At 64.1% G+C, this 24,985-nt stretch carries 23 protein-coding genes and 1 rRNA gene; 17 read left to right on the top strand and 7 right to left on the bottom strand.

The features are described from left to right. Together BUA41_RS11710 and tyrS are read right to left on the bottom strand one after the other, a co-directional pair. A 16S ribosomal RNA gene (locus BUA41_RS11710) occupies window positions 1-183 on the bottom strand; the annotation flags it as partial. A gap of 476 nt (window positions 184-659) precedes the next feature. Continuing rightward, entirely contained in the window at window positions 660-1,859 is a 1,200-nt protein-coding gene (gene tyrS / locus BUA41_RS11705; protein ID WP_072823016.1) for a tyrosine--tRNA ligase, read from the bottom strand. Between the two features lie 102 nt (window positions 1,860-1,961). Here tyrS and BUA41_RS11700 point away from each other — a divergent pair, with 102 nt between their 5' ends. After that, window positions 1,962-3,092: an anhydro-N-acetylmuramic acid kinase gene (locus BUA41_RS11700; protein ID WP_072823014.1), complete on the top strand. Its 1,131-nt coding sequence runs from the start codon at window positions 1,962-1,964 to the stop codon at window positions 3,090-3,092. Between the two features lie 17 nt (window positions 3,093-3,109). On the opposite strand, the gene BUA41_RS11695 is transcribed toward BUA41_RS11700, so the two are convergent. Both BUA41_RS11695 and BUA41_RS11690 read right to left on the bottom strand, forming a co-directional pair. Then, on the bottom strand, window positions 3,110-4,249 hold the full coding sequence (locus BUA41_RS11695; protein WP_072823012.1) for a PilT/PilU family type 4a pilus ATPase: 1,140 nt from the start codon (window positions 4,247-4,249) through the stop codon (window positions 3,110-3,112). A gap of 53 nt (window positions 4,250-4,302) precedes the next feature. Then, complete coding sequence (locus BUA41_RS11690) at window positions 4,303-5,343, bottom strand: type IV pilus twitching motility protein PilT (RefSeq protein WP_072823010.1); 1,041 nt, start codon at window positions 5,341-5,343, stop codon at window positions 4,303-4,305. A gap of 37 nt (window positions 5,344-5,380) precedes the next feature. Between BUA41_RS11690 and BUA41_RS11685 the strand changes: the two genes are divergently transcribed. The 6 genes from BUA41_RS11685 to BUA41_RS11660 are packed head-to-tail and all read left to right on the top strand — an operon-like array spanning window position 5,381 to window position 9,868. Then, window positions 5,381-6,088, top strand: coding sequence for a YggS family pyridoxal phosphate-dependent enzyme (locus BUA41_RS11685; RefSeq protein ID WP_072823008.1), 708 nt, complete (start codon window positions 5,381-5,383; stop codon window positions 6,086-6,088). Window positions 6,089-6,134: 46 nt separating this feature from the next. Beyond that, window positions 6,135-6,962, top strand: a complete 828-nt coding sequence (gene proC, locus BUA41_RS11680) for a pyrroline-5-carboxylate reductase (RefSeq protein WP_072823040.1) — start codon at window positions 6,135-6,137, stop codon at window positions 6,960-6,962. Between the two features lie 27 nt (window positions 6,963-6,989). Then, the gene (locus BUA41_RS11675; RefSeq protein ID WP_072823006.1) at window positions 6,990-7,580 is read left to right on the top strand and encodes a YggT family protein; all 591 of its coding nucleotides are present in this window, start codon (window positions 6,990-6,992) and stop codon (window positions 7,578-7,580) included. A 48-nt stretch (window positions 7,581-7,628) separates the two neighbouring features. Further along, window positions 7,629-8,786: a homoserine O-succinyltransferase MetX gene (metX, locus tag BUA41_RS11670; RefSeq protein WP_139249112.1), complete on the top strand. Its 1,158-nt coding sequence runs from the start codon at window positions 7,629-7,631 to the stop codon at window positions 8,784-8,786. Beyond that, window positions 8,786-9,397, top strand: coding sequence for a methionine biosynthesis protein MetW (gene metW, locus BUA41_RS11665; RefSeq protein ID WP_072823002.1), 612 nt, complete (start codon window positions 8,786-8,788; stop codon window positions 9,395-9,397). The genes metX and metW overlap by 1 nt, the downstream gene beginning before the upstream one ends. Window positions 9,398-9,421: 24 nt before the next feature. Beyond that, window positions 9,422-9,868, top strand: coding sequence for a DUF4426 domain-containing protein (locus tag BUA41_RS11660; protein WP_072823038.1), 447 nt, complete (start codon window positions 9,422-9,424; stop codon window positions 9,866-9,868). 11 nt (window positions 9,869-9,879) lie between these two features. Here the strand turns inward: BUA41_RS11660 and BUA41_RS11655 are convergent, their stop codons facing one another. The 3 genes from BUA41_RS11655 to BUA41_RS11645 all read right to left on the bottom strand — a co-directional run bounded on the left by BUA41_RS11655 (window position 9,880) and on the right by BUA41_RS11645 (window position 12,794). Continuing rightward, entirely contained in the window at window positions 9,880-10,767 is an 888-nt protein-coding gene (locus BUA41_RS11655; RefSeq protein ID WP_072823000.1) for a ChaN family lipoprotein, read from the bottom strand. A 109-nt stretch (window positions 10,768-10,876) separates the two neighbouring features. Then, window positions 10,877-11,626: a DNA/RNA nuclease SfsA gene (gene sfsA, locus BUA41_RS11650; protein WP_072822998.1), complete on the bottom strand. Its 750-nt coding sequence runs from the start codon at window positions 11,624-11,626 to the stop codon at window positions 10,877-10,879. Between the two features lie 7 nt (window positions 11,627-11,633). Continuing rightward, the gene (locus tag BUA41_RS11645) at window positions 11,634-12,794 is read right to left on the bottom strand and encodes an aminotransferase class I/II-fold pyridoxal phosphate-dependent enzyme (RefSeq protein ID WP_072822996.1); all 1,161 of its coding nucleotides are present in this window, start codon (window positions 12,792-12,794) and stop codon (window positions 11,634-11,636) included. Between the two features lie 237 nt (window positions 12,795-13,031). Here BUA41_RS11645 and dksA point away from each other — a divergent pair, with 237 nt between their 5' ends. From dksA to BUA41_RS11600, 10 genes are all read left to right on the top strand, one after another. Beyond that, entirely contained in the window at window positions 13,032-13,469 is a 438-nt protein-coding gene (gene dksA / locus BUA41_RS11640; RefSeq protein WP_072822994.1) for an RNA polymerase-binding protein DksA, read from the top strand. 154 nt (window positions 13,470-13,623) lie between these two features. Then, window positions 13,624-14,526, top strand: coding sequence for a tRNA glutamyl-Q(34) synthetase GluQRS (gluQRS, locus tag BUA41_RS11635; protein ID WP_072822992.1), 903 nt, complete (start codon window positions 13,624-13,626; stop codon window positions 14,524-14,526). Window positions 14,527-14,593: 67 nt separating this feature from the next. Further along, entirely contained in the window at window positions 14,594-14,770 is a 177-nt protein-coding gene (locus tag BUA41_RS19270; protein WP_175546961.1) for a hypothetical protein, read from the top strand. Continuing rightward, a complete protein-coding gene (locus BUA41_RS11630) occupies window positions 14,760-17,717 on the top strand; it encodes an ATP-binding protein (protein WP_072822990.1) in 2,958 nt (985 codons plus the stop codon). Before BUA41_RS19270 ends, BUA41_RS11630 begins: the two co-directional genes overlap by 11 nt. Next, entirely contained in the window at window positions 17,695-19,068 is a 1,374-nt protein-coding gene (locus tag BUA41_RS11625) for a sigma-54-dependent transcriptional regulator (RefSeq protein WP_072822988.1), read from the top strand. The genes BUA41_RS11630 and BUA41_RS11625 overlap by 23 nt, the downstream gene beginning before the upstream one ends. An 873-nt stretch (window positions 19,069-19,941) precedes the next feature. Then, complete coding sequence (gene pcnB, locus BUA41_RS11620) at window positions 19,942-21,354, top strand: polynucleotide adenylyltransferase PcnB (protein ID WP_072822986.1); 1,413 nt, start codon at window positions 19,942-19,944, stop codon at window positions 21,352-21,354. Beyond that, on the top strand, window positions 21,347-21,844 hold the full coding sequence (gene folK, locus BUA41_RS11615; protein WP_072822984.1) for a 2-amino-4-hydroxy-6-hydroxymethyldihydropteridine diphosphokinase: 498 nt from the start codon (window positions 21,347-21,349) through the stop codon (window positions 21,842-21,844). Before pcnB ends, folK begins: the two co-directional genes overlap by 8 nt. A gap of 124 nt (window positions 21,845-21,968) precedes the next feature. Then, on the top strand, window positions 21,969-22,760 hold the full coding sequence (gene panB / locus BUA41_RS11610; protein WP_072822982.1) for a 3-methyl-2-oxobutanoate hydroxymethyltransferase: 792 nt from the start codon (window positions 21,969-21,971) through the stop codon (window positions 22,758-22,760). Next, entirely contained in the window at window positions 22,760-23,611 is an 852-nt protein-coding gene (gene panC, locus BUA41_RS11605) for a pantoate--beta-alanine ligase (RefSeq protein WP_072822980.1), read from the top strand. Before panB ends, panC begins: the two co-directional genes overlap by 1 nt. 164 nt (window positions 23,612-23,775) lie before the next feature. Further along, the gene (locus BUA41_RS11600) at window positions 23,776-24,954 is read left to right on the top strand and encodes an acetyl-CoA C-acetyltransferase (RefSeq protein ID WP_072822978.1); all 1,179 of its coding nucleotides are present in this window, start codon (window positions 23,776-23,778) and stop codon (window positions 24,952-24,954) included. Window positions 24,955-24,985 lie beyond the last annotated feature (31 nt).

Here is a 24,985-nt window from a genome sequence, read left to right as displayed (position 1 = left end):
GACGTATGCGGTATTAGCCTGGGTTTCCCCAGGTTATCCCCCACTACCGGGCAGATTCCTATGCATTACTCACCCGTCCGCCGCTCGCCACCAGGGAGCAAGCTCCCCGTGCTGCCGCTCGACTTGCATGTGTTAAGCCTGCCGCCAGCGTTCAATCTGAGCCATGATCAAACTCTTCAGTTAAAGTCTGATAGTCCTTGTCCTGCAATACAGGCAGCGGACCAAACTGGTTCAAGGTCAAACGTGCTTGACGCGTCGCTTGCCTCGAGTTAGGTGACTGCGTCACCCCTCGCCGACAAGCGCCCACATGAATTACCTGATCGATTGTTAAAGAGCGTCGCAACCGGGCCGATAACCGCATCAACCCTTGGTTTTATCAACCCACGCCCTGTCTGTGGGCGGCCTCGTTGCGAGAGAGGCGTATTCTACCGAACCGGGCGATGCTGTCAACCCTGGCGCGGTGCAAAAAGTCGATCCTTTCAAGTGACGATCATTTGGGCGAGCTCGACAAGAAGCTCTCGAAACTCATTGATCATCAAGGACTTGGCTTTTCAATACCGCCATCGACGAAGGCTCGTCGGCGGCAGCGGATGCGTACTCTACGGATCTCGGCGGACGCTGACAAGCCCTTCCGGTAAAAAAATTACAGCACGGGCCCGTCAGGTAAGCACGACGCGCGCATAGCGCTTCTTGCCGGCCTGGATCACATAGCTCTTGCCTGTCTGCAGCAGATGGTCTCGAGGGACAACCTCGCCATCGACCTTGACTCGCCCGTTGCCCAGCATGTCCTTGGCCTGGGCGCTATTGTTGACGAGATTGGCGCGATTGAGTACCGCAGCGATGGGCACCAGTTCACCTCCCTCGAAATCGACACTGACTTCCGGCAGGTCCTCGGGCAACTCCCCTTCGGCGAGCTGGTTGCCGGCCGAGCGGTGTGCAGTGGCGGCGGCCTGGTCACCGTGATAGCGCGCGATCAGCTCTCGAGCCAGCTCCATCTTGATGTCCCGGGGGTTGGCACCGGCTTCGATATCACGCCGGATCTTCTCGATCTCGTCGTTGTTCTTGAGCGATAGTAGCTCGAAATAACGCCACATCAGGCTATCGGGCATGGAGACAAGCTTGTTGAACATGACCCCGGGCGGCTCATCGAGGCCAACGTAGTTGCCCAGCGACTTGGACATCTTCTGCACGCCGTCGAGCCCCTCGAGCAGCGGCATGGTGATGACCACCTGGGGCTCCTGGCCGAAGTGCTTCTGGATCTCGCGCCCCATGAGCAGATTGAACTTCTGGTCCGTACCACCCAGCTCGACGTCCGCCGCCAGCGCCACCGAGTCGTAGCCTTGCACCAGCGGGTAGAGAAATTCATGGATGGAGATGGACTGCCCCGAGCGATAGCGTTTCTCGAAATCGTCGCGTTCGAGCATACGCGCCACCGTGCTCTGGGCGGCCAGCTCGATCATGTCCGCCGCGGAGAGCCTATTCATCCAGTCGGCGTTGAAGCGTACCTCGGTCTTGTCCCGATCGAGGATCTTGAAGACCTGTTCGCGATAGGTCTCGGCGTTGGCCTTGACCTCCTGCTCGGTGAGCGGCTTGCGAGTGACATTCTTGCCGGTAGGATCACCGATTCGTCCGGTGAAGTCACCGATCAGGAAGATGACCTCATGCCCCAATGCCTGGAACTGGCGCATCTTGGTCAGCAGTACGCTATGGCCGAGGTGGAGGTCCGGAGCGGTGGGATCGAAGCCAGCCTTGATGCGCAGCTTGCGTCCTGAAGCGAGCCTCTTTTCCAGCTCCTCCTCGAGCAAGATCTCGTGGGCACCGCGCTTGAGTAACGCCAGCGCATCGGCAACGTCGGTCATCGGTTCCTTCTCCACTGAAAACGGTTGTCTGTGCGAATGGAGCAGGATGTTAGCATGTCTCGACTTGGCGGTTGAGCACTCGCACTGTGCAGGAGAAAAAAGATGCCCTTGTTTATCGGCTTGATGTCCGGCACCAGCCTCGACGGGATCGATGCCGCCCTGGTGCGGTGCGGGGAAGGTCGCCCGGCCTTGTTGGCGGCGAAAGGCATCGACATGCCTGAGACATTGCGCCGGCAGCTATTGGCGCTATGCCAGGCGCGCGGCATCGATTTTCCGGCGCTGGCGGCCGCCGAGACGGCCTTTTGCCGACTGCAGGCCGAGGCTGTCACCGGCTTGCTCGACGACCAGGGCGTCGCACCGGACGAGATCGTCGCGGTCGGCAGTCATGGACAAACCATCGCGCATGCACCCCATGGCTACGAGACCGGCGGCGCCCCGTATACCCTACAGCTGGACAATCCCAGCCTCTTGGCCGAGCTGACCGGCTGCCGCGTCGTCGCCGACTTTCGCCGCCGCGACCTGGCCGCCGGGGGGCATGCCGCGCCACTCGCTCCCGCCTTCCATGCCGCCCTCTTTGGCGCTGAAGCCGAATGGCGAGTGGTCCTCAACCTGGGCGGCTTCGCCAACATCACCCTGCTGCCCCCCTCCGGCCTGGAGTCGCCGGTCATCGGCTTCGACACAGGGCCGGCCAACGCCCTGCTGGATGACTGGTATGCACACCATCAGCCAGGCAGGTTCGACCCCGGCGGTGAGTGGGCCGCCTCCGGGGAGGTGGACCAGGCCTTGCTCGAGCGCCTGCTCGACGATGACTTCTTTCGGCGACTGCCTCCCAAGAGCACGGGCAGGGAGCATTTCCATCGCGACTGGCTAGAGGCGCGGCTCACCGGTCAGGAGTCGCCTCAGGACGTGCAGGCGACCCTTGCCGAGCTTACCGCGGCGAGTGTCGCCCTGGGGATCGAGCAGGCATTGCGGCACCACTCCGCCAGTGGCGACATCAGCCTCATCCCATGCGGGGGCGGTGCCCACAACGACGACCTTCTCGGCCGCCTCGAGCGGTGCTTGCCTCGGGCAAGCCTGACTCGCTGCGAACGCTTCGGCTGGTCTCCCGACTGGCTGGAGGCAAGCGCCTTCGCCTGGCTTGCCTGGCGTCGAATGGAGAACCTGCCCGGCAACCTTCCTACCGTCACCGGCGCTGCTGGGCCCCGAGTCCTGGGGGGCGTCTACAGTGCCTAGCGTGCCTCCGCGGCGACTCAGCCCTCGTCGCGCAGGGAAAGCCTGTCGGCCGCATCCACCGCATCATCAAGCCCCTTGCGGGTTCCCTCTCCGTACTTGATCATCATGCGCAGATCATTGGCCGAGTCGGCGTGCACCAGCGCCACGTCCTCGCTGACCCTACCGACACGATAGAGATCGTAGAGGGCTTGATCGAAGGTCTGCATGCCCTGGTCCCGCGAGCGCGTCATGACACTCTTGAGACCGACGATATCCCCCTTGCGGATGAGGTCACTGATCAGCGGTGTGCGCAGCATGACCTCGATCGCGGCATGCCGCGTCTGGCCATCGGGGTCAGGGACGAGCTGCTGGGCAACGACGGCCTTGAGGTTCAGCGACAGGTCGAGCCAGACCTGGTCGTGCCGCTCGGAGGGGAAGAAGTTGATGATGCGATCCAGGGCCTGGTTGGCGTTGTTGGCATGCAGTGTCGCCAGGCACAGGTGCCCCGTCTCGGCGAAGGTCAGTGCATGCTCCATGGTTTCCCGCGTGCGTATCTCGCCGATCAGGATCACATCCGGTGCCTGGCGCAGGGTGTTCTTGAGCGCCATCTCGAAGGACTCGGTGTCGATTCCCACCTCGCGCTGGTTGACGATGGCGCGACGGTGAGGATGAATGAACTCGATCGGATCCTCGATGCAGATGATATGACCGCCCAGCGTCTCGTTACGGTGCTGGATCAGCGATGCCAGGGTGGTGGACTTGCCGGTGCCCGTCCCACCCACCACCAGGACCAGTCCTCGCTTGATGGTCGCCAGCTCGGCCACGGAGTCGGGCAAGGCCAGATCTTCGACACGAGGAATCTCGTAGGCGATGCGCCGTATGACCATGGCCATCTGGCCGCGCTGGAAGAACGCGCTGACCCGGAAGCGCCCCTTGCCCGGCAGGCTCAGGGCGAAGTTGGCCTCGCGCTCGTTCTCGAAGCGCTCGCCATGACTCTTCGGCACCGTCGCAAGCACCAGCTCGGTCACCTGCTGTGCCGACAACACGTGACCGCCAAGCGCCATCAACTTGCCGCTGATCTTCAGGCTTGGCGCTGCATTGGTCGAGATCAGCAGATCCGATGCCTGCTTCTCGATCATGATGTTCAACAGTTGCTGCAGCCACTCTCCCGGGGTCATGGTCCGGCCTCCTGACATGTTCTCACTGGTTATCGGCCCTCGGTACAGACTTCTTAACTCCCTCCCGGCAGCAGGCTCTTGGCCTTGGCTTGGGCTTCCTGACGGGACACCACGTTCTCGCTGACCAGCTTCGACAGGCACGCGTCCAGGGTCTGCATCCCCTGGCCGCCCCCGGTCTGAATGGCGGAATAGATCTGCGCCACCTTGTCCTCCCGGATCAGGTTGCGCACCGCGGCACTGGCCACGAGAATCTCGTGGGCCGCCACGCGCCCCCCCTCTTGCTTCTTGAGCAGGACCTGGGCGATGACGCCCTGCAGGGACTCGGAGAGCATCGAACGCACCATGGCCTTCTCGTCCCCGGGAAAGACATCGATGACACGGTCGATGGTCTTGGCCGCGGAGGTAGTATGCAGGGTGCCGAAGACCAGATGGCCGGTCTCGGCGGCCGTCAGGGCCAGCCGGATGGTCTCGAGATCGCGCATCTCCCCCAGCAGGATGACGTCCGGGTCCTCGCGCAGGGCGGATCTCAATGCCTGACTGAAACCGTGGGTATCCCGATGCACCTCGCGCTGATTGATCAAGGAGCGCTTGCTGACGTGCACGAACTCCACCGGGTCCTCGATGGTGAGGATGTGGTCGTAGCGCGTCGCGTTGATATAGTCGATCATCGCCGCCAGGGTCGTGGACTTGCCCGAACCGGTCGGGCCGGTCACCAGCACCAGCCCGCGCGGCAATGACGCCAGGCGCCTGAAGACATCGCTCAGGCCAAGCGCCTCCATGCTCAGCACCTCGGAAGGTACGACACGGAACACCGCGCCCATGCCCCGCCCATGGCTGAAGACGTTGACACGAAAACGCGACACACCAGGCACCTCGAACGAGAAGTCGGTCTCCAGGGACTCCTCGAAATCACGACGCTGGACATCGCCCATGATGTCGTAGACCAGGGCACGAATCTCGCGGTCCTCCATCGCCGGCACGTTCAGCCGACGAATGTCGCCATCGACCCGGATCATCGGCGGCAGCCCCGCGGAAAGATGCAGGTCGGAAGCGTTCTGCTTTGCCGAGAACGCCAGCAGTTCGGTAATATCCACACTATTCCCCTTTCTTTTCTATGAGGTTGAGCCCGGCATGTCAGACGCCCCGGTCGGCGATTCACTTCAGCGTGCGAGGCAACGGCTGACCAAGGCGCTCGAGAGCGCGGGACGCCCGCCAGACGACGCACGCCTGCTGGCGGTCAGCAAGACCAAGCCCGCGGCACTCATTCGCCAGGCTTACGCCTGGGGTCAGCGCGAGTTCGGCGAGAACTACCTCCAGGAAGCGCTCGACAAGCAAACCGAACTCAGCGACCTGCGGGACATCGTCTGGCACTTCATCGGCCCCCTGCAGTCGAACAAGACCCGCGCCGTGGCCGAGCATTTCGCCTGGGTGCACAGCGTCGATCGCGCCAAGGTCGCTCGGCGACTGGCCGAACAGCGCCCCGCCTCGCTGGGCCCGCTGAACATCTGCCTGCAGGTCAACGTCAGTGCGGAGTCCAGCAAGGCCGGTGTCGCCCCGGAGGCCCTCGACGCCCTGGCCGACGAGGTCGCCGCATTATCCAACCTGCGTCTGCGCGGCCTGATGGCCATACCCGCACTCGCCATCGGGCTCGAGACTCAACGTGAACCGCTGGCCCGCTTGCGCCAACTGCAGGAGGGGCTCAAGCGACGCCTACCCCAGGCACCGCTGGACACCCTTTCCATGGGCATGAGCGATGATCTGGAAGCCGCCGTCCTCGAAGGAGCCACCCTGGTTCGCCTGGGTACCGCCATCTTCGGTGCTCGTGGGCCTCATCGCTGATGCTGTATCGTTCATGCTTCCCGCTCACCACCGCAGAGGTCTCATCATGACAAGCAAGGTCACCTTCATCGGTGCCGGCAACATGGCCAGCGCCATCTTCGGCGGCATGATCGACGGCGGTTATCCGGCCGACGCGATCACGGCCACCTCTCCGAACGACGATGCCCTCGTCCAGCTGCGCGACCGTTACGGCATTCATGCCAGCAGCGACAACAACGCGGCCGTGGCTGAGGCCAATGTCGTGGTACTCGCCGTCAAGCCCGACATCATGCGCGATGTCTGCCTGGACCTGCGTGACAGCATCCAGGCGCGCCAGCCGCTCATCGTCTCGGTAGCCGCCGGACTCACCGCCGATACCCTGGATGAATGGCTGGGAGGGGGGCTGCCGATCATTCGCTGCATGCCCAACACCCCCTCGCTGGTGGGCGCCGGCGCTTCGGGACTGTACGCCAACCCCCGGGTCAGCGATGATCAGCGCCAGCTCACGACCACGCTGCTGGAAGCCATCGGCCTGGTCGAATGGGTCGACGACGAGGCGCTGCTGGAGGCCGTTACCGCCATTTCAGGCAGCGGGCCGGCCTACTTCTTCCTGATGTTCGAGGCGCTGATCGAGGCCGGCAAGCAACTCGGCCTGCCGGCCGATAGCGCACACCGCCTGGCGTTGCAGACCGGCTTCGGCGCAGCCAAGATGGCCCAGCAGAGCGAACATGATCCGGCGCGGCTCAAGCGCAACGTCATGTCGCCCGGCGGCACCACCGAACGTGCCATTCACGTCCTCGAAGACGGCGGGCTACGCGAGCTGTTCGAGAACGCCACCCAGGCCTGCGCGGCACGCGCCAGGGAACTATCCGAAGAAATCGGCGAGAAACGCTAAAAGTTTAATTCACGACGGAGGAGCCCTATGGGCAGCCAACTGGGAAGCGCCGGCCTGATGCTGGTCAACACCCTGATCAACATCTACTTGTTCCTGCTGATGCTGCGCTTCCTGCTACAGGCATCGCGTGCCGACTACTACAATCCGCTCAGCCAGTCGGTGGTCAAGGTAACCCAGCCGGTGGTCCGGCCGTTGCAGGGCTTCTTGCGCCCCATCGGGCGTTTCGATCTGGCCACCCTGGGCGCCGGCCTCATCATCAAGGCGATCAGCATCCTCCTCATCATGCAGATCGCCGGCTACGGCATGCCGCCTTTGGGCGGTGTCGCCATCGCCTCGGTGGCCGCCCTGGCCAGCGCGATCCTCAAGATCTACTTCTTCGCACTGATCGGTATGATCATCCTGAGCTGGGTCGCCCCCCAGGCGAGTCATCCCGGTGCCATCCTGATCTTTCAACTGGTCGAACCGATCATGGCGCCGGTACGCAAGGTCATACCGCCGCTGGGGATGATCGACCTGTCGCCGATCGTGGTCTTCATCGCGATCAATCTGATCGATGGTATCGTGGTCGGGGCGCTGACGCGCGCCGCGGGGGTTTCTGGCGCGCTGGTGGGGCTGTAGAGCGCCTCGACACAAGACTCATGCAGGATATTGGATAGCCAAACGATCATGCCCGCAATGCTACCCCCCGACTCGGTCGGCCTGGTGAAGCCCCTCAGGGCCTACTTCGACGAGCCCTTGGCGCTGGCCTGCGGCAAGACGCTGTCCACTTACGAGGTGGTCTATGAAACCTATGGCGAACTCAATGCGGCTCGCGATAACGCCGTGCTGGTCTGTCATGCCCTGTCGGGCAATCACCACGCGGCCGGCTATCACGACATGGACGACCAGAAACCCGGTTGGTGGGATGCGCACATTGGCCCCGGCAAGACCATCGATACCCGTCGCTTCTTCGTCATCGCGCTGAACAATCTGGGGGGATGCCACGGCAGCACCGGTCCCTGCAGCATCGACCCCGAGACGGGCCGGTCCTGGGGACCGACCTTTCCGGTGGTGACGGTGAGCGACTGGGTACACAGTCAAGCGCGGCTGGCCGACCGCCTGGGCATCGAACGCTTCGCCGCGGTCATCGGCGGCAGCCTGGGCGGCATGCAGGTCCTACAATGGACCCTGACCTACCCCGAGCGTATTGCCAATGCCGTGGTCATCGCCGCGACGCCACGCCTGTCGGCCCAGAACATCGCCTTCAACGAGGTGGCACGTCAGGCCATTCGCTCGGATCCCGACTTCCATGACGGCTGGTATGCCGAACACGGCGCGCTCCCCAAGCGCGGCCTGAAGCTGGCCCGCATGGTCGGCCACATCACCTATCTGTCCGAGCACTCCATGGGAGCCAAGTTCGGCCGTGACCTGCGCAGCGAGGAGCTCAACTTCGGCTACGACGTGGAATTCCAGGTCGAGTCCTATCTGCGCTATCAGGGTGACACCTTTTCCACGGCCTTCGACGCCAACACCTACCTGTTGATGACCAAAGCCCTGGACTATTTCGATCCGGCAGCAGCGCATGCCGGCGATCTGGCTGCGGCCCTCGCCCCGGCGACCTGCCCGTTCCTGGTGGTGAGCTTTTCCACCGACTGGCGGTTCGCTCCGGCACGTTCCCGCGAACTGGTCGATGCCTTGGTGCGGGCCGGGAAACGCGTGAGCTATGTCGAAATCGACTCATCCCACGGGCACGACGCCTTCCTGTTGCCCGATGCACGCTATCAGGCCGTATTCGGTGGCTTCATGAAGCGGGCGGCCCGCGAGCTTGGCCTGGAGGGGAACTGATGCGTGCCGATCTCGAACTGATCCATGGCTGGATACCCCAGGGTGCTCGGGTACTCGACCTGGCGTGCGGCGACGGTACCCTGCTCGACGCCCTGGCAAGAGACAGGGGGGTGACGGGGTACGGCCTGGAGATCGATCCCGAGGGCATCACCGCTTGCCTCGAGAAGGGGGTCAACGTCATCGAGCAGGATCTCAACCAGGGGCTGGCCAACTTCGATGACGACGCCTGTGATGTGGTCATCATGACCCAGGCGCTGCAAGCGTTGCGGCGCCCCGATCGCATGCTCGACGAAATGCTGCGGGTAGCCAGCGAGTGCATCATCACCTTTCCCAACTTCGCCTACTGGCGCCATCGCGTCTACCTGGGCTTCAAGGGCTACATGCCGGTATCCAAATCGCTGCCTTATGCCTGGTACGACACCCCCAACATCCACCTGTCCACCTTCAACGACTTTGAACATCTTTGCCGGGAGAAAGGTCTGATCATAAGCGACCGCGCGGTGGGCAACGGCGATCACGAAGGCCACTGGAGCTCGCGCTTGTGGCCCAATCTGTTCGGTGAAACGGCCATCTTTCGCGTCAGCCGGGGGACAGGGCGGCAGGCAAAATAAATGAACGATACCGGAGGAACCACCATGCAAAGCGTCTTGCGCAGGACGACACTGCTCTGGCTGTTGCTGCTGGCGAGCCTGCCGGCCGGGGCGGAACAGCTCGAACGGATAGGCGACTACCAGATCCATTACAGCGCGGTGAACACCAGCTTCCTGACACCGGAGGTCGCCGCCGCCTACGACATACAGCGCAGCAAGATGATGGCGCTGCTGAGCGTCAGCGTGCTCGAGCACCAGCCCGACGGGACGATGCGGCCTGTGCAGGCGAGCGTCGACGGCCAGGTGGGCAACCTGGCGGGCCAGACCACACCGCTATCCTTTCGCAGCGTCCGCGAGGATGGGGCCATCTATCAGCTGGCGGTGTTCCGCATCCAACGCGACGAACCCATGCGCTTCGAGCTCGATGTGCGCTACGACCGCAACGAGGAGCCCGCCCAGGTCGCCTTCATCCAGCGTTTCTTCGTGGAGTAATGACCCGGCGATTATTTCGAGAAGCGCTCCCGCAACGAGGCACAAGGGTCCTCGCGGTCGGCTACCGGCAGGGTGAACCAGACCAGGTCGAAAGGTGGCTCGTCATCGACGCTCTCCGGCAGGGCCTCTGTCCAGGATCGCCCGGGGCTCAGCTCCATCAGCCCCAGGCACAGCGGCGTCTGCCGCGCGTGCAGGGCCACCCCGACATCCCGGCGCGCGTGCCCGTTCCCGCACACCAGCACGGAGGTCGGCGGCAGGGCATCCAGCGCCGCCGCCATGGCCTGGTCACGAGCGACCTGGGCCGCCAGCATGCCATCGAGCATGTCGTCGGGCAGCATCCCACAATGCCCCTCGATCAAGGCCCGCCGCTGATTGCGGGCCACCACCAACGGCAGCTCCGGCGCCAGGTTGAGCTCGACGATCTCGCGAAGCTCGGCCGCGGGGAGATTGGCCCCGCGCACCGGCACGCCAAGCCCCAGGGCCAGCTTGAGCGTCGGGCCATAGGCGGACCACGCCCAGCCACGCTGCCAGTCCAGGGCCTCCTGCCATTGAGCGTCGGACAGCTCGCCCAGTGCCCCGTCGGGAAGCTCTCGAAGCAGCGTCTGCTGTTCACTGTCCAGCATCTCCATGGCGACCCCGCCCAGGGCCCGGCGCTCGGCCAGCTGCGCGATCAACCAGCGCTCCAGGCGATGATGCTCGGGGTTGTCGTGGGTCTCACCGATCACCAGGGCCGGTGTCGTGACCAGGCGAGCCAGCAATTCGCTGCTGCTAAGCCATGTGCCCCGCCGCAGATCACGAATGCGGTTGACGGCACGGGACATCTCTCCCGCCGCCAGACTCGGCACGCCGGCAATGGCCGCCAATGCCACCAGCATCTTCAGAAAGTCCCGTCGCTGCATACGGCCCTCTTCGGCTCGAATAATGGAAGGGCCGATCGCTTTGCCACGACCGGCTGAGCCGATTGTACTATCGGTGCCGGCTTCGGTAGTGCCTGGACGCGTCAATCCGTCACATCGGCAGCGCCAACTTGCGCCGGAGCGATACGGGCAAGGGCCGGCCAAGCCGTATGTCGCGAGGCTCACCCGCGGCAACCTCGATCTCGCAGCCGTAGGCCAGCACCTCGACCCCGCGTTCGACGACGCGTCGCAACGTCTCGGCATAGCGCGGATCGATATGCGCTGCCGGAGCCACGTCATGGATGCCGCCATGGGTGACGCAGAACAGCAGGAGTGCCCGCTGCCCCGCTGCGACAAGTTCCCCCAGCGTCTCGAGATGTCGAGCGCCTCGCACCGTCACGGAGGCCGGGAAATAGCCGTGGCCATCGATCTCCTTGAGCGTGACCTGCTTGACCTCGACGAAGGCGGCGCCTTGGCTGGCATCGTCCAGGCGAAAGTCCAGCCGGCCACCGTCTACCGGGACTTCGCGTCGCAACGAGGCATGACCTGACAACTCGGGAATTCGCTGGGCTGCGAGGGCCTCTTCGACGATGGCATTGGTGCGCCCGGTATTGACCGAAGCGAAAGCCATCGAGCCATCGGGCTGGGGCAGTTCGATCAGCTCCCAGGTCCAGCCCAGCTTGCGAGCCGGATTGGTGCTTGGCGAGAGCCAGACACGGCAGCCTGGCACGTCGACCGAGCGCATCGAGCCGGTGTTGGGGCAATGCGCCATCACGACCTCGCCTCCAACCAATTCGACATCGGCAAGAAAGCGCTTGTAACGACGAATCAGGCGGCCCGGGGTCAGCGGAGGATACTTCATTGCCGACTCACTGCCGGGCGATGAAGCGCTCGAGACGCATCAGTGCCTCCTCGAGCCTCGAGATATCGTTGGTAAAGGCAATGCGCACATGGCGTTCCCCGCCCTGGAGGGCGAAATCGACCCCCGGCGTGATGGCGACATTTTCCTCTTCCAGCAGGCGCTGGCAGAAAGCCTGGCTGTCGCGGGTGTGGCGAGACACATCGAGCCACACGTAAAACGCCCCCTGGGGCGGGAGCGAGGGGGCCAGCCCCAGGCGTTCCAGCCCTGCCAGCAGCACGTCGCGGCGCCGGTGCAGTTCGTGACGGCGACGCTCCAGTTCCTCGCGGCATTCCGGCGAGAAGGCCGCCAGGGCCGCATGCTGGGCCGGTGTCGATGACGCGAGAAAGACGTTCTGGGCCAGACGGGTCAAGGGGTCGATGGCGGCATCCGGCGCCACCAGCCAGCCCAGGCGCCAGCCGGTCATCCCGAAGTATTTCGAGAAGCTGTTGACCACGAAGGCGTTCGGCGCGCAGGCCACGGCAGACACCGGCGACGCATCGAAGGTCAACCCCTGGTAGATCTCGTCGACCAGCAGTACCCCGTCCCGAGCCGCGACCGTCTCGGCCACGGCACCGAGCCCAGGGGCATCGAGAGTATGCCCGGTTGGATTGGAAGGCGTCGCCAGCATCGCCAGGCGCGTCGCCGGGTGCCAGTGTCTGTCGACCAGGGATGCGTCAAGCTGCCAGCCACTCTCCGGCCCCACGGGTATCGCATCGACCCGGGCCTCGGCCAGCGCCATGAAATGCCGATTGCACGGATACGTCGGATCGGCCATCAGGACACGATCGCCCCGTTGTACCAGCAGTTGGCTGGCCAATAGCAGCGCTCCCGAGGCACCGGGCGTGACCAGGATCCTTGCCGGGTCGATCCGGGCCCCGAAACGGTCGGCGTAATGGCCCGCGATCGCCTCGCGCAGCGCCGGCAGCCCCGTGGCCGGCGTATAGCGCGTGAAGCCTTTGGCCAATGCCTGCTGGCCGGCAGCAACGATCGGCGCCGGCGTCGGAAAGTCCGGCTCTCCGATCTCCAGGTGGATGACATCATGGCCTGCCGCCTCCCGGGCCTGGGCCTGTTCCAGCAGGCGCATCACGCGAAAGGGCTGCACGCCGTCGACCCGTGCACTCCAGCTCATGGCGACTCCTTACTCGGTGGACAACTCGGCTGCTAGCGTTCGAACGGGCCATATTAGCCGACTCGGCTCAACATCGTCAGCGATAAAGGCGCCGAGTGGTTGCAAAACACCGGCTTTTTCGCTAAATAAGCAAGGCTTCGGGTGGGTATACTCCACCCCCGCAGGTCGCGCGAGGGTCCAGGCGCGCCCTGACCGGCCGGGCATCGGCCTAAGTCACTTGAGTAATGAGGCAGCCCCATGCCAGTAGCGGAAAAGAAAACGGAAGCACCCAAGAAATTCACCCCGTACGAGCCGGCGCCGGGTGAAGAGTACATGAACGAGAAGCAGCTGGAGCACTTCCGGCAGATTCTGCTTGGCTGGAAGATGGAACTGATGGAGGAAGTGGACCGCACCGTGCGCCACCTCCAGGAGGAGGCCAACAACTACGCCGACCCTGCGGACCGTGCCACCCAGGAGGAGGGTTTCAGCCTGGAACTGCGTACTCGCGATCGCGAACGCAAGCTGCTCAAGAAGATCAACGAGACGATCGAGAAGATCGACGAGGACGATTACGGTTTCTGTGAGGCGTGCGGCGTCGAGATCGGCATTCGTCGCCTGGAAGCTCGGCCCACGGCCACGCTCTGCGTGGACTGCAAGACCCTGGCGGAACTCAAGGAGAAGCAGCTCGGCGGCTAAAGCCCGCGTCGATCCGCTGCGTGTCGCTCCTGCGGTGCCAAGCCCGGGCTCGCCTTGTTGATGCCGATTCGCCAGGGTGCAGGCAGACTCCACTTTCCCGATGAGAGCCATGGGCGCCGCGACGGTGCCCATTTGCGTTTCAAGGAAGTCCGTCATGTCCGGTTATCGCGGCCGCTTCGCGCCCACCCCCTCCGGCCCCTTGCATTTCGGCTCTCTGGTCACCGCCCTGGCGAGCTATCTCGATGCGCGCCACGCCGGCGGTACCTGGCTGGTGCGTATCGAGGATATCGACCCACCGCGTTGCCCACCCGGAACGGACGCCGAGATACTGCGCCAGCTCGAGGCCTTCGGCCTGCATTGGGACGAAGAGGTGCGCTACCAGAGTTCGCGTCACGAGGCCTATCAGGCCGCCCTGGAGCAGCTTGCTGGGCAGGGCCTGGTCTATCCCTGTAGCTGCTCGCGCAAGGAGTGGCGTGACTACGCGGTGTATCCCGGCTGGTGTCGCGGTGGCGTGCGGCACCCGGAGCGGCCTGTCGCCTGGCGCCTGCGCAGCGACCTCGGCCAGCGTCCGATCGTCTGGCAGGATCGACTCTACGCCCGGCAGTGCTTCGATCCGGCAGAGCTCGGCGACGTCGTGCTCAAGCGCAAGGATGGCCTGTGGGCCTATCAGCTGGCGGTCGTCGTCGACGATGGTGACCAGCGCATCAACGAGATCGTGCGCGGCATCGACCTGCTCGACAACACCCCCTGGCAATGCCAGCTGCGGCAGGCCCTGGATCTGCCGGCGCCCCGCTACCTGCACCTGCCGCTGATCGTTGCCGACAACGGCCAGAAGCTCTCCAAGCAGAACCTGGCGCCGGCCCTGCCCACCGACGAGACACGCGTCAGGCCGTTGTTGCACCAGGCGCTGACGACGCTCGACCAAGTGCCGGACAGTTCCCTGGCCCGGGCGCCGGTGGAGGAACAGCTCGGCGAGGCCATTGCCGCCTGGGACAGCGCCCGACTTCAACCCAGGCGGTGTCGCGCCTTGCCCGGCGCCCTCGGGCAGGACAAATGACACCTCCGGATTGAGTGCCTAGGGCCCGACACCTAGACTGGTGCAGGCACACGAGTGGATCGTCACCATGTACATCTATCGCATCATGCTGTTTCTGGTCTTTGGTGGCTATCTGCTCTCGCCACAGTTGATGAGCGGCTGGGTGGAGCCGGGTGCGGCCTGGTATCGGCCCTTCCTGATCTGGGGCGGCCTGATCGCGCTTTCCGTTTGGCTGGAACAGAAGAGAAAGCTCGATGAGCGTTAGCCTGGGCGGCATTCTCGCGCTCGGGGCCGGCTACCTGGCGATGGTTTTTCTCTGTGCCCTGGCCGTGGAGAGGGGCTGGGTGCCGCCGCGTCTGATTCGTCATCCCGGGGTCTACTCCCTCTCGCTGGGCGTCTATGCCAGTGCCTGGGCCGTCTACGGCAGTGTCGAGCTGGCCTCCCGGATCGGTTATGGCTATCTCGCCTACTATCTGGGGGTCTCGGGCGCCTTCCTGCTGGTTCCGGTGATGCTGGTGCCCATTCAGCGCCTGGCACGTACCTATCAACTGGCCTCCCTGGCCGACCTGTTCGCCTTTCGCTTTCGCAGCCGCTGGGTCGGAACGTTGATCACCCTGATCACGCTGCTGGCGATCCTGCCGCTCCTGGCGCTGCAGCTAAAGACCTTCGGCGACGCGATCCATCGCCTGACCGGGGCCGGCTCACCGATCATGCTGGCGCTGATCCTGTGCCTCCCCATCGCCCTTCTGGCCATCATGTTCGGCGCCCGCCACAGCCACCTGCCGGTGCGTCATGATACGTTGCTGGCCGCCATCGCCGTGGAATCCCTGGTCAAGCTGGCAGCCATGCTCGCACTGGGGGGAGTGGCGTTATACGGGGTATTCGATGGACCCAACGACCTTCAGCAGTGGCTGACCGGCCCCGGACTGGACCTGCAGGCTCGCGTCGCGCGTCTCGAGACCGGGCAATGGCGCACCCTGCTGATGCTGTTCTTCGCGGCCGCCTTCCTCATGCCCCACATGTTCCACATGACCTTCACCGAGACGCCTTCCCGCCGGGCGCTGCTTCAGACCGGCTGGAGCTTCCCGCTCTACCTGCTGCTGATGGCGCTGCCCGTTCCGCTGATTCTCTGGGCTGCCCAGCGCCTGGGGATCGACACTTCGGCATCGGGCGCGGCCTACCTGGCCTTCGATATCTCGACCAGTCCTTGGGTGGACGGCCTGGCATTCATCGCCGGTCTGGCCGCCGCCAGCGGCACACTGATCATCGTCGCCCTGGCACTGGCCGGCATGGTACTCAACCACCTGGTGCTGGTGGCTCACCCCCCGGGCAATCGTCCCAATCTCTATCGCTGGCTGCTCTGGCTGCGGCGCGGTCTGATCGTGGCGGTGATCCTGGGGGCCTGGCTCTTCTACCGCACCGTAGGCATCAAGCACGATCTTGCCGACCTGGGACTGACCGCCTTCGTAGGGATCGCGCAATGCCTGCCCGGTCTTCTGGCGATCCTCTACTGGCCCGGTGCCAACCGCAAGGGCATGGTCTGCGGACTCGTCGCGGGTAGCACCCTATGGCTACTGGGGCTCTGGCTGCCTCTGGTGGCAGATTACTCGCCGCTCGTGCTGGTTCCCCCCGGGCTCGATTGGCTCAGGGACGAGCCACCCTGGTATGCGGTCACCCTGATCGCGCTCTACGCCAACATCCTGATCTTCATCCTGGTGTCTCTGGTCACACGCACCTCGGAAGGAGAACGCGCCGCCGCGGAGGCCTGTTCGGTGGACGCGGTGATTCGTCCCAAACGGCTACCGTTGACGGCACGGACCGGCGAGGACTTCAAACCGCTGCTGGCCGAGGCGCTGGGCTCCGAAGTCGCCGAGCGCGAGGTCGAGAGCGCCCTGGCCGCCCTCAATCTCTCGTCCCGGGACGGCCGCCCCTATGCCTTGCGCCGGCTCCGCGATCGCATCCAGGCCAACCTGTCGGGCCTGATGGGCCCCTCGGTCGCTCAGGACATCGTCGATCGCTTCTTGCCCTACCAGTCACGCAGCCAGGCCACCGACGACATCCACTTCGTCGAAAGCCGCCTCGAGGCCTACCGCTCCCGGTTCACCGGCCTGGCTCGCGAGCTCGACGGACTGCGTCGCCATCACCGTCGCACACTGGCCCGACTCCCCATCGGCCTGTGCATCTTCGACGACGATGGCGAATTGCTGATGTGGAACGAAGCCTTGTCTCGGCTATCGGCGGTCGACGGCGAGAGCATCATCGGCTCCCATCGCGACGACCTGCCCGCCCCCTGGGCCGAGTTGCTCGCACGCATGCACGACGAACCCCACGCCTATCTCTACAAGCAGGCCGTCGCCCTGGCATCGGAACTGCGCTACCTGACCCTGCACAAGGCGGTGCTGGATCCCGAGGAAGGGGATCGTGGTGCCGTGGTGATCCTGGTCGAGGACCACAGTGAACTGAAATGGCTCGAGGACGAACTGCTTCACAGCGAGCGGCTCGCCTCCATCGGCCGCCTGGCGGCAGGCGTCGCCCACGAGATCGGCAATCCGATCACCGGCATCTCGTCGCTGGTCCAGAATCTGCGCTACGACACCGAAGACCCACAGGTGCTGGAATCCGCCGAGCAGATTCAGCAACTGACGCAGCGGGTCTCGCGCATCGTCGGGTCACTGGTCGGCTTCGCCCATGGTGGGCGGCACGTGCAGGGCACGCGATTCGTCCCGGTCGAGCTGCGTCGGTTGAGCGATGAAGCATTGCACTTGATCCGCCTGGCTCGCTCGGGCGAGGATATAATCTACGATAACTTCTGTCCTCCGGGGCTGAAGGTGATGGGGGACGCGCAACGATTGCTCCAGGTGCTGATCAACCTGATCGGCAACGCCCGGGATGCCAGTGCACCGGGTTCCCGTGTAACGCTTGACGCCAGTGCCCGGGAGGAGTGGGTTCTATTGAGCGTCACCGACGAGGGGCATGGCATCGACGAGTCGATTCGCGACCGTCTCTTCGAGCCCTTCACCACCACCAAGCCACCCGGGGAGGGAACAGGACTCGGGTTGCCGCTGGTCTACAGCATTCTCCGCGAGCATCACGGCGACATACAGATCAGCTCGCCTCCTCCGGACCAGACATTTGGCACGCGCATCACACTATGGCTGCCCCGCACACTACAGGACGATTCAAACGCCGATGAGCCGGATTCTGATCGTTGAAGACGAAGCCATCATCCGCGCGGCTCTGCGCCGCCTGCTGGAGCGCCATGACTACCAGATCAGCGAGGCGGGCTCCGTGGCGGAAGCCCTGGAGCTCGATCCCCAGCGCTTCGACCTGATCATCAGCGACCTGCGCCTGCCCGGCGAACCCGGCACCGCGCTCATAGAGGTGGCCGCGCCCGTACCGGTGCTGATCATGACCAGCTATGCCAGCATGCGCTCCGCCGTGGATGCCCTGAAACAGGGAGCGGTGGACTATGTCGCCAAGCCCTTCGATCACGACGAACTGCTGGACACCGTCGCTCGCACCCTGAACAGTCATTCGAGGCCTTCGACGCCTGCTGCCCCTGCCGAAACTGCCGCCCCCCAGGAGATGATCGGCGATTGCCAGCCCATGCAGATCGTCTACAACCGTATCCGCAAGACAGCCCCGGCGGACGTCACGGTACTCATCCAGGGCGAATCCGGCACTGGCAAGGAGCTGGTCGCCCGCGCCCTTCACCGTCAGAGCCGCAGGGTCCAGGCACCGCTGATCTGCGTCAACTGCGCCGCCATCCCCGAGACCCTGATCGAGTCCGAGCTGTTCGGCCACGAGAAGGGCGCCTTCACCGGTGCCAGTGCGGCCCGCACCGGCCTGGTCGAGGCCGCCGACGGTGGCACGCTGTTCCTCGACGAGATCGGCGAACTGCCTCTGGACGCCCAGGCACGCCTGCTGCGCGTGCTCCAGGAAGGCGAGATCCGCAAGATCGGTTCGGTGGAAACACGCCATGTCGATGTCCGCCTGATCGCGGCTACCCACCGCGACCTGCACGCCCTGTCGAAGAGCGGCGAATTCCGCCTCGACCTCTACTATCGCCTCAATGTCATGCAGATCGACCTGCCGCCGCTGCGCGATCGCGAAGACGATATCCTGAAGATCGCCGATGTGCTGCTGGAGAGCGCCTGTCGCCGTCACGCCCGAGAAGGCCTGAAGCTCTCGCGCACGGCACGCCGCGACATCCGCGACTACCCCTGGCCGGGCAATGTCCGCGAGCTTGAAAATGCGCTCGAGCGAGGCGTGATACTGGCCGAAGGCCATCTCATCCACACCGACGACCTTGGCCTCAACCCGCCCAGTGACAGCCGCAGCGTCCCCAAGCCGGCGCCCTCGAACGTCCCGGGCGAACCCCGGGAGTTGGAAGACGACCTCTCCCTGGAGGATTACTTTCAGCATTTCGTGCTCGAGCACCAGGATCAGATGAGCGAGACCGAGCTGGCGCAGAAGCTGGGCATCAGTCGCAAGTGCCTGTGGGAGCGTCGTCAGCGCCTGGGGATACCGCGCAAGAAAGGCCCCCGCAGCCGCACTGCCTAGCCAGGGAAGCACGGCCGCCCAGGGACAGGCCTGAGACCCTGGCCGGGCAACACGACCATGGTCTAATCCGCCAAATTCAATAGCTTGCGAAAAGCTTTCATGGCAGCGACTCCCAGAATGCACCATTTGTTACCATCTCACCCATCCCCAGCCTCACAATGCACCAACACCGGTAACACACGCCGGCAATCATCCCGGCAACAGGCCCTTTGAAAACTCAATCTATTGATTTTAAAGGATAAAAAACGCGGTGGCATAACGCGTGCTCCTATACATGGCAAGAAAAACAAGAACCGGGCGCTACCGCTGCGAACAACAACAAGAACGCAGACGAAGCCACAACCGACACACCAACAAGAACAATCGTCGGGAAACGACTCGCTTGTCTTGATCCAACAATAACTATCGTCAAGAAGAGCGTGCCGACCAGAACAAGCATAACGAGGTTGGTCACCCGGTACTTGATATCGGGACGCGACGTGCCGAGAACAGACTCAACAACAACAATTCGTCCGTCAGAGGCACACCTTCGGCAATAACAACAAGTCGCCGAGGGAAGGTAGATAGCCTACCGTCGTGGTTGGATTATTGTTTTGAATACGAGACGGTCGCCATCGGGAAACCAACAACAAGAACACTGCTTACCTGATAGATTCCATTCGTGACCGTGGTGCGTATTCAAGGCGATGCGCCATCACGAAGAAGAACCAATAGCATGGATGCTAAGCAAATTGCTTCGAGGGGAGGCCACCGGGTCTCCCCTTTCTGCTTTGTGGCCAATATCGGCAACCGCAGCCTGCCGGTGAATGCTTTGCAAGCCCCTTGGGCTCGGCTACACTGGCCGTTTCGTAAACTGCGAGTCAACGTCGCGGCATGTTCAAAGGATTTACTCGCTTTCTCCAACGCCCCGGTGAACGTTTGAAGACCCTGTTCGGCACCCAAGACGGCGCGGGCGAAGCCACCCGACCGCATATCATCCCGCGGGAAGAGCACTCCATCTCTCGTCAACTGTTCAGCGATAGCGCCCTGAAAGTGCTCTATCGGCTGCACAATGCCGGCTTCGAGGCCTATCTGGTCGGTGGGTGCCTGCGCGATGCCCTGCTGGGAAAGTCGCCCAAGGACTTCGATGTCGCCACCAACGCCACGCCGGAGGAACTTCGCGACCTGTTTCGCAACTCGCGCATCATCGGACGCCGCTTTCGTATCGTGCACGTGCGTTTCGGCCGCGAGGTCATCGAGGTCACCACCTTCCGTGGCCGTCCCAACGACGATCACGGCGAACATCTGGCCCAGCAATCCGAGCATGGGCTGCTGCTGCGAGACAATGTCTGGGGCAACATCGAAGAGGATGCGTTGCGCCGCGACTTCACCGTCAATGCGCTCTACTACAACATCGCCGATTTCTCGCTGCACGACTGGGCCGGGGGTGTCGCGGATATCGAAGAGCGCGTCCTGCGCCTGATCGGCGACCCCGAGACTCGTTACCGGGAAGACCCCGTGCGCATGCTGCGTGCCGTTCGCTTTGCCGCCAAGCTGGACTTCACCATCGCGTCTGCCACCGAGGCCCCCATCCATGGCTTGGCGCCTCTGCTCCTGCAGATCCCCCCGGCAAGGCTGTTCGAAGAGGTGCTCAAGCTCTTTCTGTCGGGTCATGCCGTCGCCACCTTCCATCTGCTGCGCCACTACGGCCTGTTCGCCATGCTCTTCCCCGAAGCGGAAGAGGCCATGGAAGAACTTGCCTGGGCGGAACCGCTGATCGTGCAAGCCTTGGCCAATACCGATGCACGCATCCAGCAAGAGCGTCCGGTGACCCCGGCGTTCCTGTTCGCCGCCCTGCTCTGGCCCGGCGTACAGCAACGCAGCCAGCAGTTGCAGGTCGACGGCTTCGCACCGATTCCCGCGCAACAGGCCGCCTCCCAGCAGGCCGTATCGCGCCAGTTGCAGCATACCTCCATCCCCAAGCGCTTCGGCCTGCCGATGCGGGATATCTGGGACCTGCAGCAGCGCCTGCCCAAGCGCCGCGGCAAACGCGCCATCCAGACCTTGGAGCATCCCCGCTTTCGTGCCGCCTACGACTTCCTCTTGCTACGGGAGACGGCCGGCGAGGTCCCGGCTGGCCTGGGCGCCTGGTGGGACGCCTTCCAGACCGGCGACGAACACGAGCAACGTCGCCTGCTGAACAAGATAGATGCCGACCCCGCCGGGAGTAACGATGGCCGCAAGCGGCGGCCCCGCAAGCGTCGTCGTGGCAAGCCTTCAGGGCCCGCCTCCTCGGGTCATGAGTGAGCTCACGCATCACGCCTGCATCGGCCTGGGCAGCAATCTCGATGAGCCGCTCCGGCACGTCGAACAGGCCCTCGAGGCCCTCGACCGCCTGCCCGTGACCCGACTGCTGGCCGCCTCGTCCTGTTATGCCAGCAAACCCGTGGGGCCCCAGGATCAGCCCGATTTCGTCAATGCGGTGGCCCAGGTGGCCACCCGCCTTTCCCCCTTGGCCTTGCTCGACCAGCTGCAGGCCCTTGAGCAACGGCATCGACGCCGACGTCTGCGTCGCTGGGGCCCGCGAACCCTGGACATGGACCTGCTGCTATACGACGACCGGGTGCTCGACCTTCCGCGCTTGAAGATTCCTCATCCCGCCATGTTCGAACGGGCGTTCGTCCTCGTTCCGCTGGCCGACATCGCCCCGGAGTTGATGATCGGCAACGACTCGGTGGACGATCTTCTGCTACACCTGAAGGGTAACGACTTGCGACGATTGTCACCCCGAAGGTAGAGTTGCACGGCTATTGTTACCATTTCACACTTCAGGCAAGCCCAGGGTAACAATAACAGTAACATTCACTCGCTCCCGAGCCATCTCCTGGCCCCGCCATCATGAACAGACGAGACCGCATGCCATGAAGACCGTCACCACGAGCACGCTGCACGCGGCCAAGCACGCCGGTGAACCGTTCAGTTGCCTGACCGCCTACGACGCCTCCTTTGCCCGCTCGGCAAGCCAGGCCGGCATTGAGGTGCTGCTGGTCGGCGACTCTCTGGGCATGGTCCTGCAAGGTCACGCCACTACCCTGCCGGTCACCATCGACGACCTCTGTTACCACACCCGCTGTGTCGCTCGCGGCAAGGAAAAGAGCCTGTTGATGGCTGACCTGCCGTTCATGAGCAATGCCAGCCTGGACCGCCTGCTGCAGGACGCCGGCGCATTGATGCGGGCCGGTGCCGAGATGGTCAAGATCGAGGGCGAGGCCTGGCTGGCCGAGGGCATCAGCGAACTGACCCGGCGTGGCGTGCCGGTCTGCGCGCACATGGGGCTGACGCCGCAATCGGTGCACCAGTTCGGCGGCTACAAGGTACAGGGACGCGACGCCGCCCAGGCCCAACGCATGGTGGCCGAGGCGCGCGAACTGGTCGATGCCGGTGCCTCGGTCATCCTGCTCGAATGCGTACCCGCGAGCCTCGGGAACACCATGCGTGATGCCCTCGACGTGCCGGTGATCGGCATCGGTGCCGGCCCCCATGTCGATGGCCAGATCCTGGTGATGCATGACGTGCTGGGAACGAGTCTCGGGCGCATCCCGCGTTTCGCCAAGAATTTTCTTGCCGAGGGCGGCTCGATAGAAGCCGCCTTCCGCGCCTATCATGAGGCCGTCAAGACACGCCGTTTTCCCACCGAGGAGCACAGTTTCTGATGCAGACCCTGAGCACCATCGAGGCGTTACGCCAGGCGCGAGAGACATGTCGCCGCCAGGGCTCGACGGTGGCCTTGGTGCCGACCATGGGCAACCTGCACGAGGGTCATGTTGCGCTGGTCGAGGCGGCCAGCGAGTGCGCCGACATCGTGATAGCCACGATCTTCATCAATCCCCTGCAATTCGGCGCGGGCGAGGACCTCGAGGCCTACCCAAGGACCCTCGAGCAGGACCAGGCGAAGCTCGAGGCCGCCGGCTGTGACCTGCTGTTCACCCCGACCAACGAGATGCTCTACCCTCACGGCCTCGAGGCGCATACCAAGATTCGCGTACCCGAGGTCTCGGAGGGGCTTTGTGGCGCCAGTCGCCCCGGGCATTTCGAGGGCGTCGCGACGATCGTCAACATACTGTTCAATCTGGTGCAACCCGATCTGGCCTGCTTCGGCGAAAAGGACTACCAGCAGCTGGCGGTGATCCGCAAACTGGTCAACGACCTGCATCTGCCCATCGAGATCGTCGGCACCCCCACCGTCCGCGCGGAGGATGGCCTGGCCCTCTCGTCACGCAACGGCTATCTCGATGCCGGCCAGCGCGCCCAGGCCCCGGAGCTTTATCGCACCCTGCGCCAGGCGAGGGATTCACTCGAGGGCGGCGCGCCGGCAGACCGCGTGCTGCGCGAGGCGCTTGCCCGCCTCGCCGCCGCCAACTTCAAGCCCGACTACCTCGAGCTGCGACGGACCGACGATCTTGGCCCGGTGACCGACGCCAGCCATGAGGCCATCCTGCTGGTTGCGGCCCATCTGGGGCCGGCGCGGCTGATCGACAATATCCGGGTCGCGCTGCCGCGATGACGATACCGCTACCTTGGCAGAAGACAGGCCCCAGACAGTCGCGGTTCTGCTACCCTAGGCAGCGCGCCATCACCGGGCATACTGCCCATTAGCGATTGCCGCAGCGCATAGGGGTCTCCTATGCTGATAGGGAATCGTCCGTGTTCGATAAAAAGGAGTTTCTCATGCAAGATGTGGTCATCGTTGCTGCCCGCCGTACCGCCATCGGCACCTTTGGCGGCTCCCTCGCCACGGTCCCCGCCATGCAGCTGGGGGCCCACGTCATCAAGGACATTCTTGCCAACACCGGCGTCTCGCCCGAGCAGGTCGACGAAGTGCTGCTCGGTCAGGTGTTGGCCGCGGGCTGCGGCCAGAATCCCGCGCGCCAGTCCTCCATTCTCGCCGGCCTTCCGGACGCGGTGCCCGCCATGACCATCAACAAGGTCTGCGGCTCGGGTCTCAAGGCATTGCACCTGGCGACCCAGGCCATCCGTCTCGGCGACGCCGACCTGATCCTGGCAGGCGGTCAGGAGAGCATGTCGCTGTCGCCCCACGTGCTTCCCCATTCCCGTACCGGCCAGCGCATGGGCGACTGGAAGGCCATCGATACCATGGTCCATGATGGCCTGTGGGACGCCTTCAACCAGTACCACATGGGCATCACTGCCGAGAACCTGGCCGAGAAATACGGCATCACCCGCGACCAGATGGACGAATTCGCCGCCGCCTCCCAGCAGAAGGCCAGTGCCGCCATCGAATCCGGACGCTTCGACAGCCAGATCGTGCCCATCGAGATCCCCCAGCGCAAGGGCGACCCGGTGGTATTCGACAAGGACGAAGGCCCGCGCGCCGGTGTCACCGCCGAGAAACTCGGCGGCATGAAGCCCGCCTTCAAGAAGGAGGGCAGCGTTACCGCCGGCAACGCCTCCTCGCTCAACGACGGCGCTGCCGTCACCATGCTGTGCTCCGAGTCCAAGGCCAAGGAGCTTGGACTCGAGCCCTTGGCGCGCATCAAGGCCTACGCCAATGCCGGGGTCGATCCGGCCATCATGGGTATCGGCCCGGCCCCCGCGACCCGCCGCTGTCTCGAGAAGGCCGGCTGGAGCATCGATGAGCTTGATCTGGTCGAAGCCAACGAAGCCTTCGCGGCCCAGGCGCTGTCGGTGAACAAGGAGCTCGGCTGGGATACCAGCAAGATCAACGTCAATGGCGGTGCCATCGCGTTGGGCCACCCCATCGGGGCCTCGGGCTGCCGGGTGCTGGTCACCCTGCTGCATGAGATGATCGCCCGGGATGCCAAGAAGGGCCTGGCGACCTTGTGCATCGGCGGGGGACAAGGCGTCGCCCTGGCCATCGAGCGGTGATCCGGTAAAGCCGCTGCCCTCGCCGGCTTAC

Source organism: Modicisalibacter ilicicola DSM 19980 (genome assembly GCF_900128925.1).
GTDB lineage: Bacteria > Pseudomonadota > Gammaproteobacteria > Pseudomonadales > Halomonadaceae > Modicisalibacter > Modicisalibacter ilicicola.
The sequence above is the reverse complement of the archived record's forward strand: the minus strand, read 5'-3'. Positions and strand labels throughout refer to the sequence as shown.

What these genes read in the sequence shown, in the direction of transcription:
- tyrS (WP_072823016.1), bottom strand. Translation starts at nt 1,859, where the DNA reads ATGACCGACGTTGCCGATGCGCTGGCGTTACTCAAGCGCGGTGCCCAC.
- BUA41_RS11700 (WP_072823014.1), top strand. Translation starts at nt 1,962, where the DNA reads ATGCCCTTGTTTATCGGCTTGATGTCCGGCACCAGCCTCGACGGGATC.
- BUA41_RS11695 (WP_072823012.1), bottom strand. Translation starts at nt 4,249, where the DNA reads ATGACCCCGGGAGAGTGGCTGCAGCAACTGTTGAACATCATGATCGAG.
- BUA41_RS11685 (WP_072823008.1), top strand. Translation starts at nt 5,381, where the DNA reads ATGTCAGACGCCCCGGTCGGCGATTCACTTCAGCGTGCGAGGCAACGG.
- proC (WP_072823040.1), top strand. Translation starts at nt 6,135, where the DNA reads ATGACAAGCAAGGTCACCTTCATCGGTGCCGGCAACATGGCCAGCGCC.
- BUA41_RS11675 (WP_072823006.1), top strand. Translation starts at nt 6,990, where the DNA reads ATGGGCAGCCAACTGGGAAGCGCCGGCCTGATGCTGGTCAACACCCTG.
- metX (WP_139249112.1), top strand. Translation starts at nt 7,629, where the DNA reads ATGCCCGCAATGCTACCCCCCGACTCGGTCGGCCTGGTGAAGCCCCTC.
- metW (WP_072823002.1), top strand. Translation starts at nt 8,786, where the DNA reads ATGCGTGCCGATCTCGAACTGATCCATGGCTGGATACCCCAGGGTGCT.
- BUA41_RS11660 (WP_072823038.1), top strand. Translation starts at nt 9,422, where the DNA reads ATGCAAAGCGTCTTGCGCAGGACGACACTGCTCTGGCTGTTGCTGCTG.
- BUA41_RS11655 (WP_072823000.1), bottom strand. Translation starts at nt 10,767, where the DNA reads ATGCAGCGACGGGACTTTCTGAAGATGCTGGTGGCATTGGCGGCCATT.
- sfsA (WP_072822998.1), bottom strand. Translation starts at nt 11,626, where the DNA reads ATGAAGTATCCTCCGCTGACCCCGGGCCGCCTGATTCGTCGTTACAAG.
- BUA41_RS11645 (WP_072822996.1), bottom strand. Translation starts at nt 12,794, where the DNA reads ATGAGCTGGAGTGCACGGGTCGACGGCGTGCAGCCCTTTCGCGTGATG.
- dksA (WP_072822994.1), top strand. Translation starts at nt 13,032, where the DNA reads ATGCCAGTAGCGGAAAAGAAAACGGAAGCACCCAAGAAATTCACCCCG.
- gluQRS (WP_072822992.1), top strand. Translation starts at nt 13,624, where the DNA reads ATGTCCGGTTATCGCGGCCGCTTCGCGCCCACCCCCTCCGGCCCCTTG.
- BUA41_RS19270 (WP_175546961.1), top strand. Translation starts at nt 14,594, where the DNA reads ATGTACATCTATCGCATCATGCTGTTTCTGGTCTTTGGTGGCTATCTG.
- BUA41_RS11630 (WP_072822990.1), top strand. Translation starts at nt 14,760, where the DNA reads ATGAGCGTTAGCCTGGGCGGCATTCTCGCGCTCGGGGCCGGCTACCTG.
- BUA41_RS11625 (WP_072822988.1), top strand. Translation starts at nt 17,695, where the DNA reads ATGAGCCGGATTCTGATCGTTGAAGACGAAGCCATCATCCGCGCGGCT.
- pcnB (WP_072822986.1), top strand. Translation starts at nt 19,942, where the DNA reads ATGTTCAAAGGATTTACTCGCTTTCTCCAACGCCCCGGTGAACGTTTG.
- folK (WP_072822984.1), top strand. Translation starts at nt 21,347, where the DNA reads ATGAGTGAGCTCACGCATCACGCCTGCATCGGCCTGGGCAGCAATCTC.
- panB (WP_072822982.1), top strand. Translation starts at nt 21,969, where the DNA reads ATGAAGACCGTCACCACGAGCACGCTGCACGCGGCCAAGCACGCCGGT.
- panC (WP_072822980.1), top strand. Translation starts at nt 22,760, where the DNA reads ATGCAGACCCTGAGCACCATCGAGGCGTTACGCCAGGCGCGAGAGACA.
- BUA41_RS11600 (WP_072822978.1), top strand. Translation starts at nt 23,776, where the DNA reads ATGCAAGATGTGGTCATCGTTGCTGCCCGCCGTACCGCCATCGGCACC.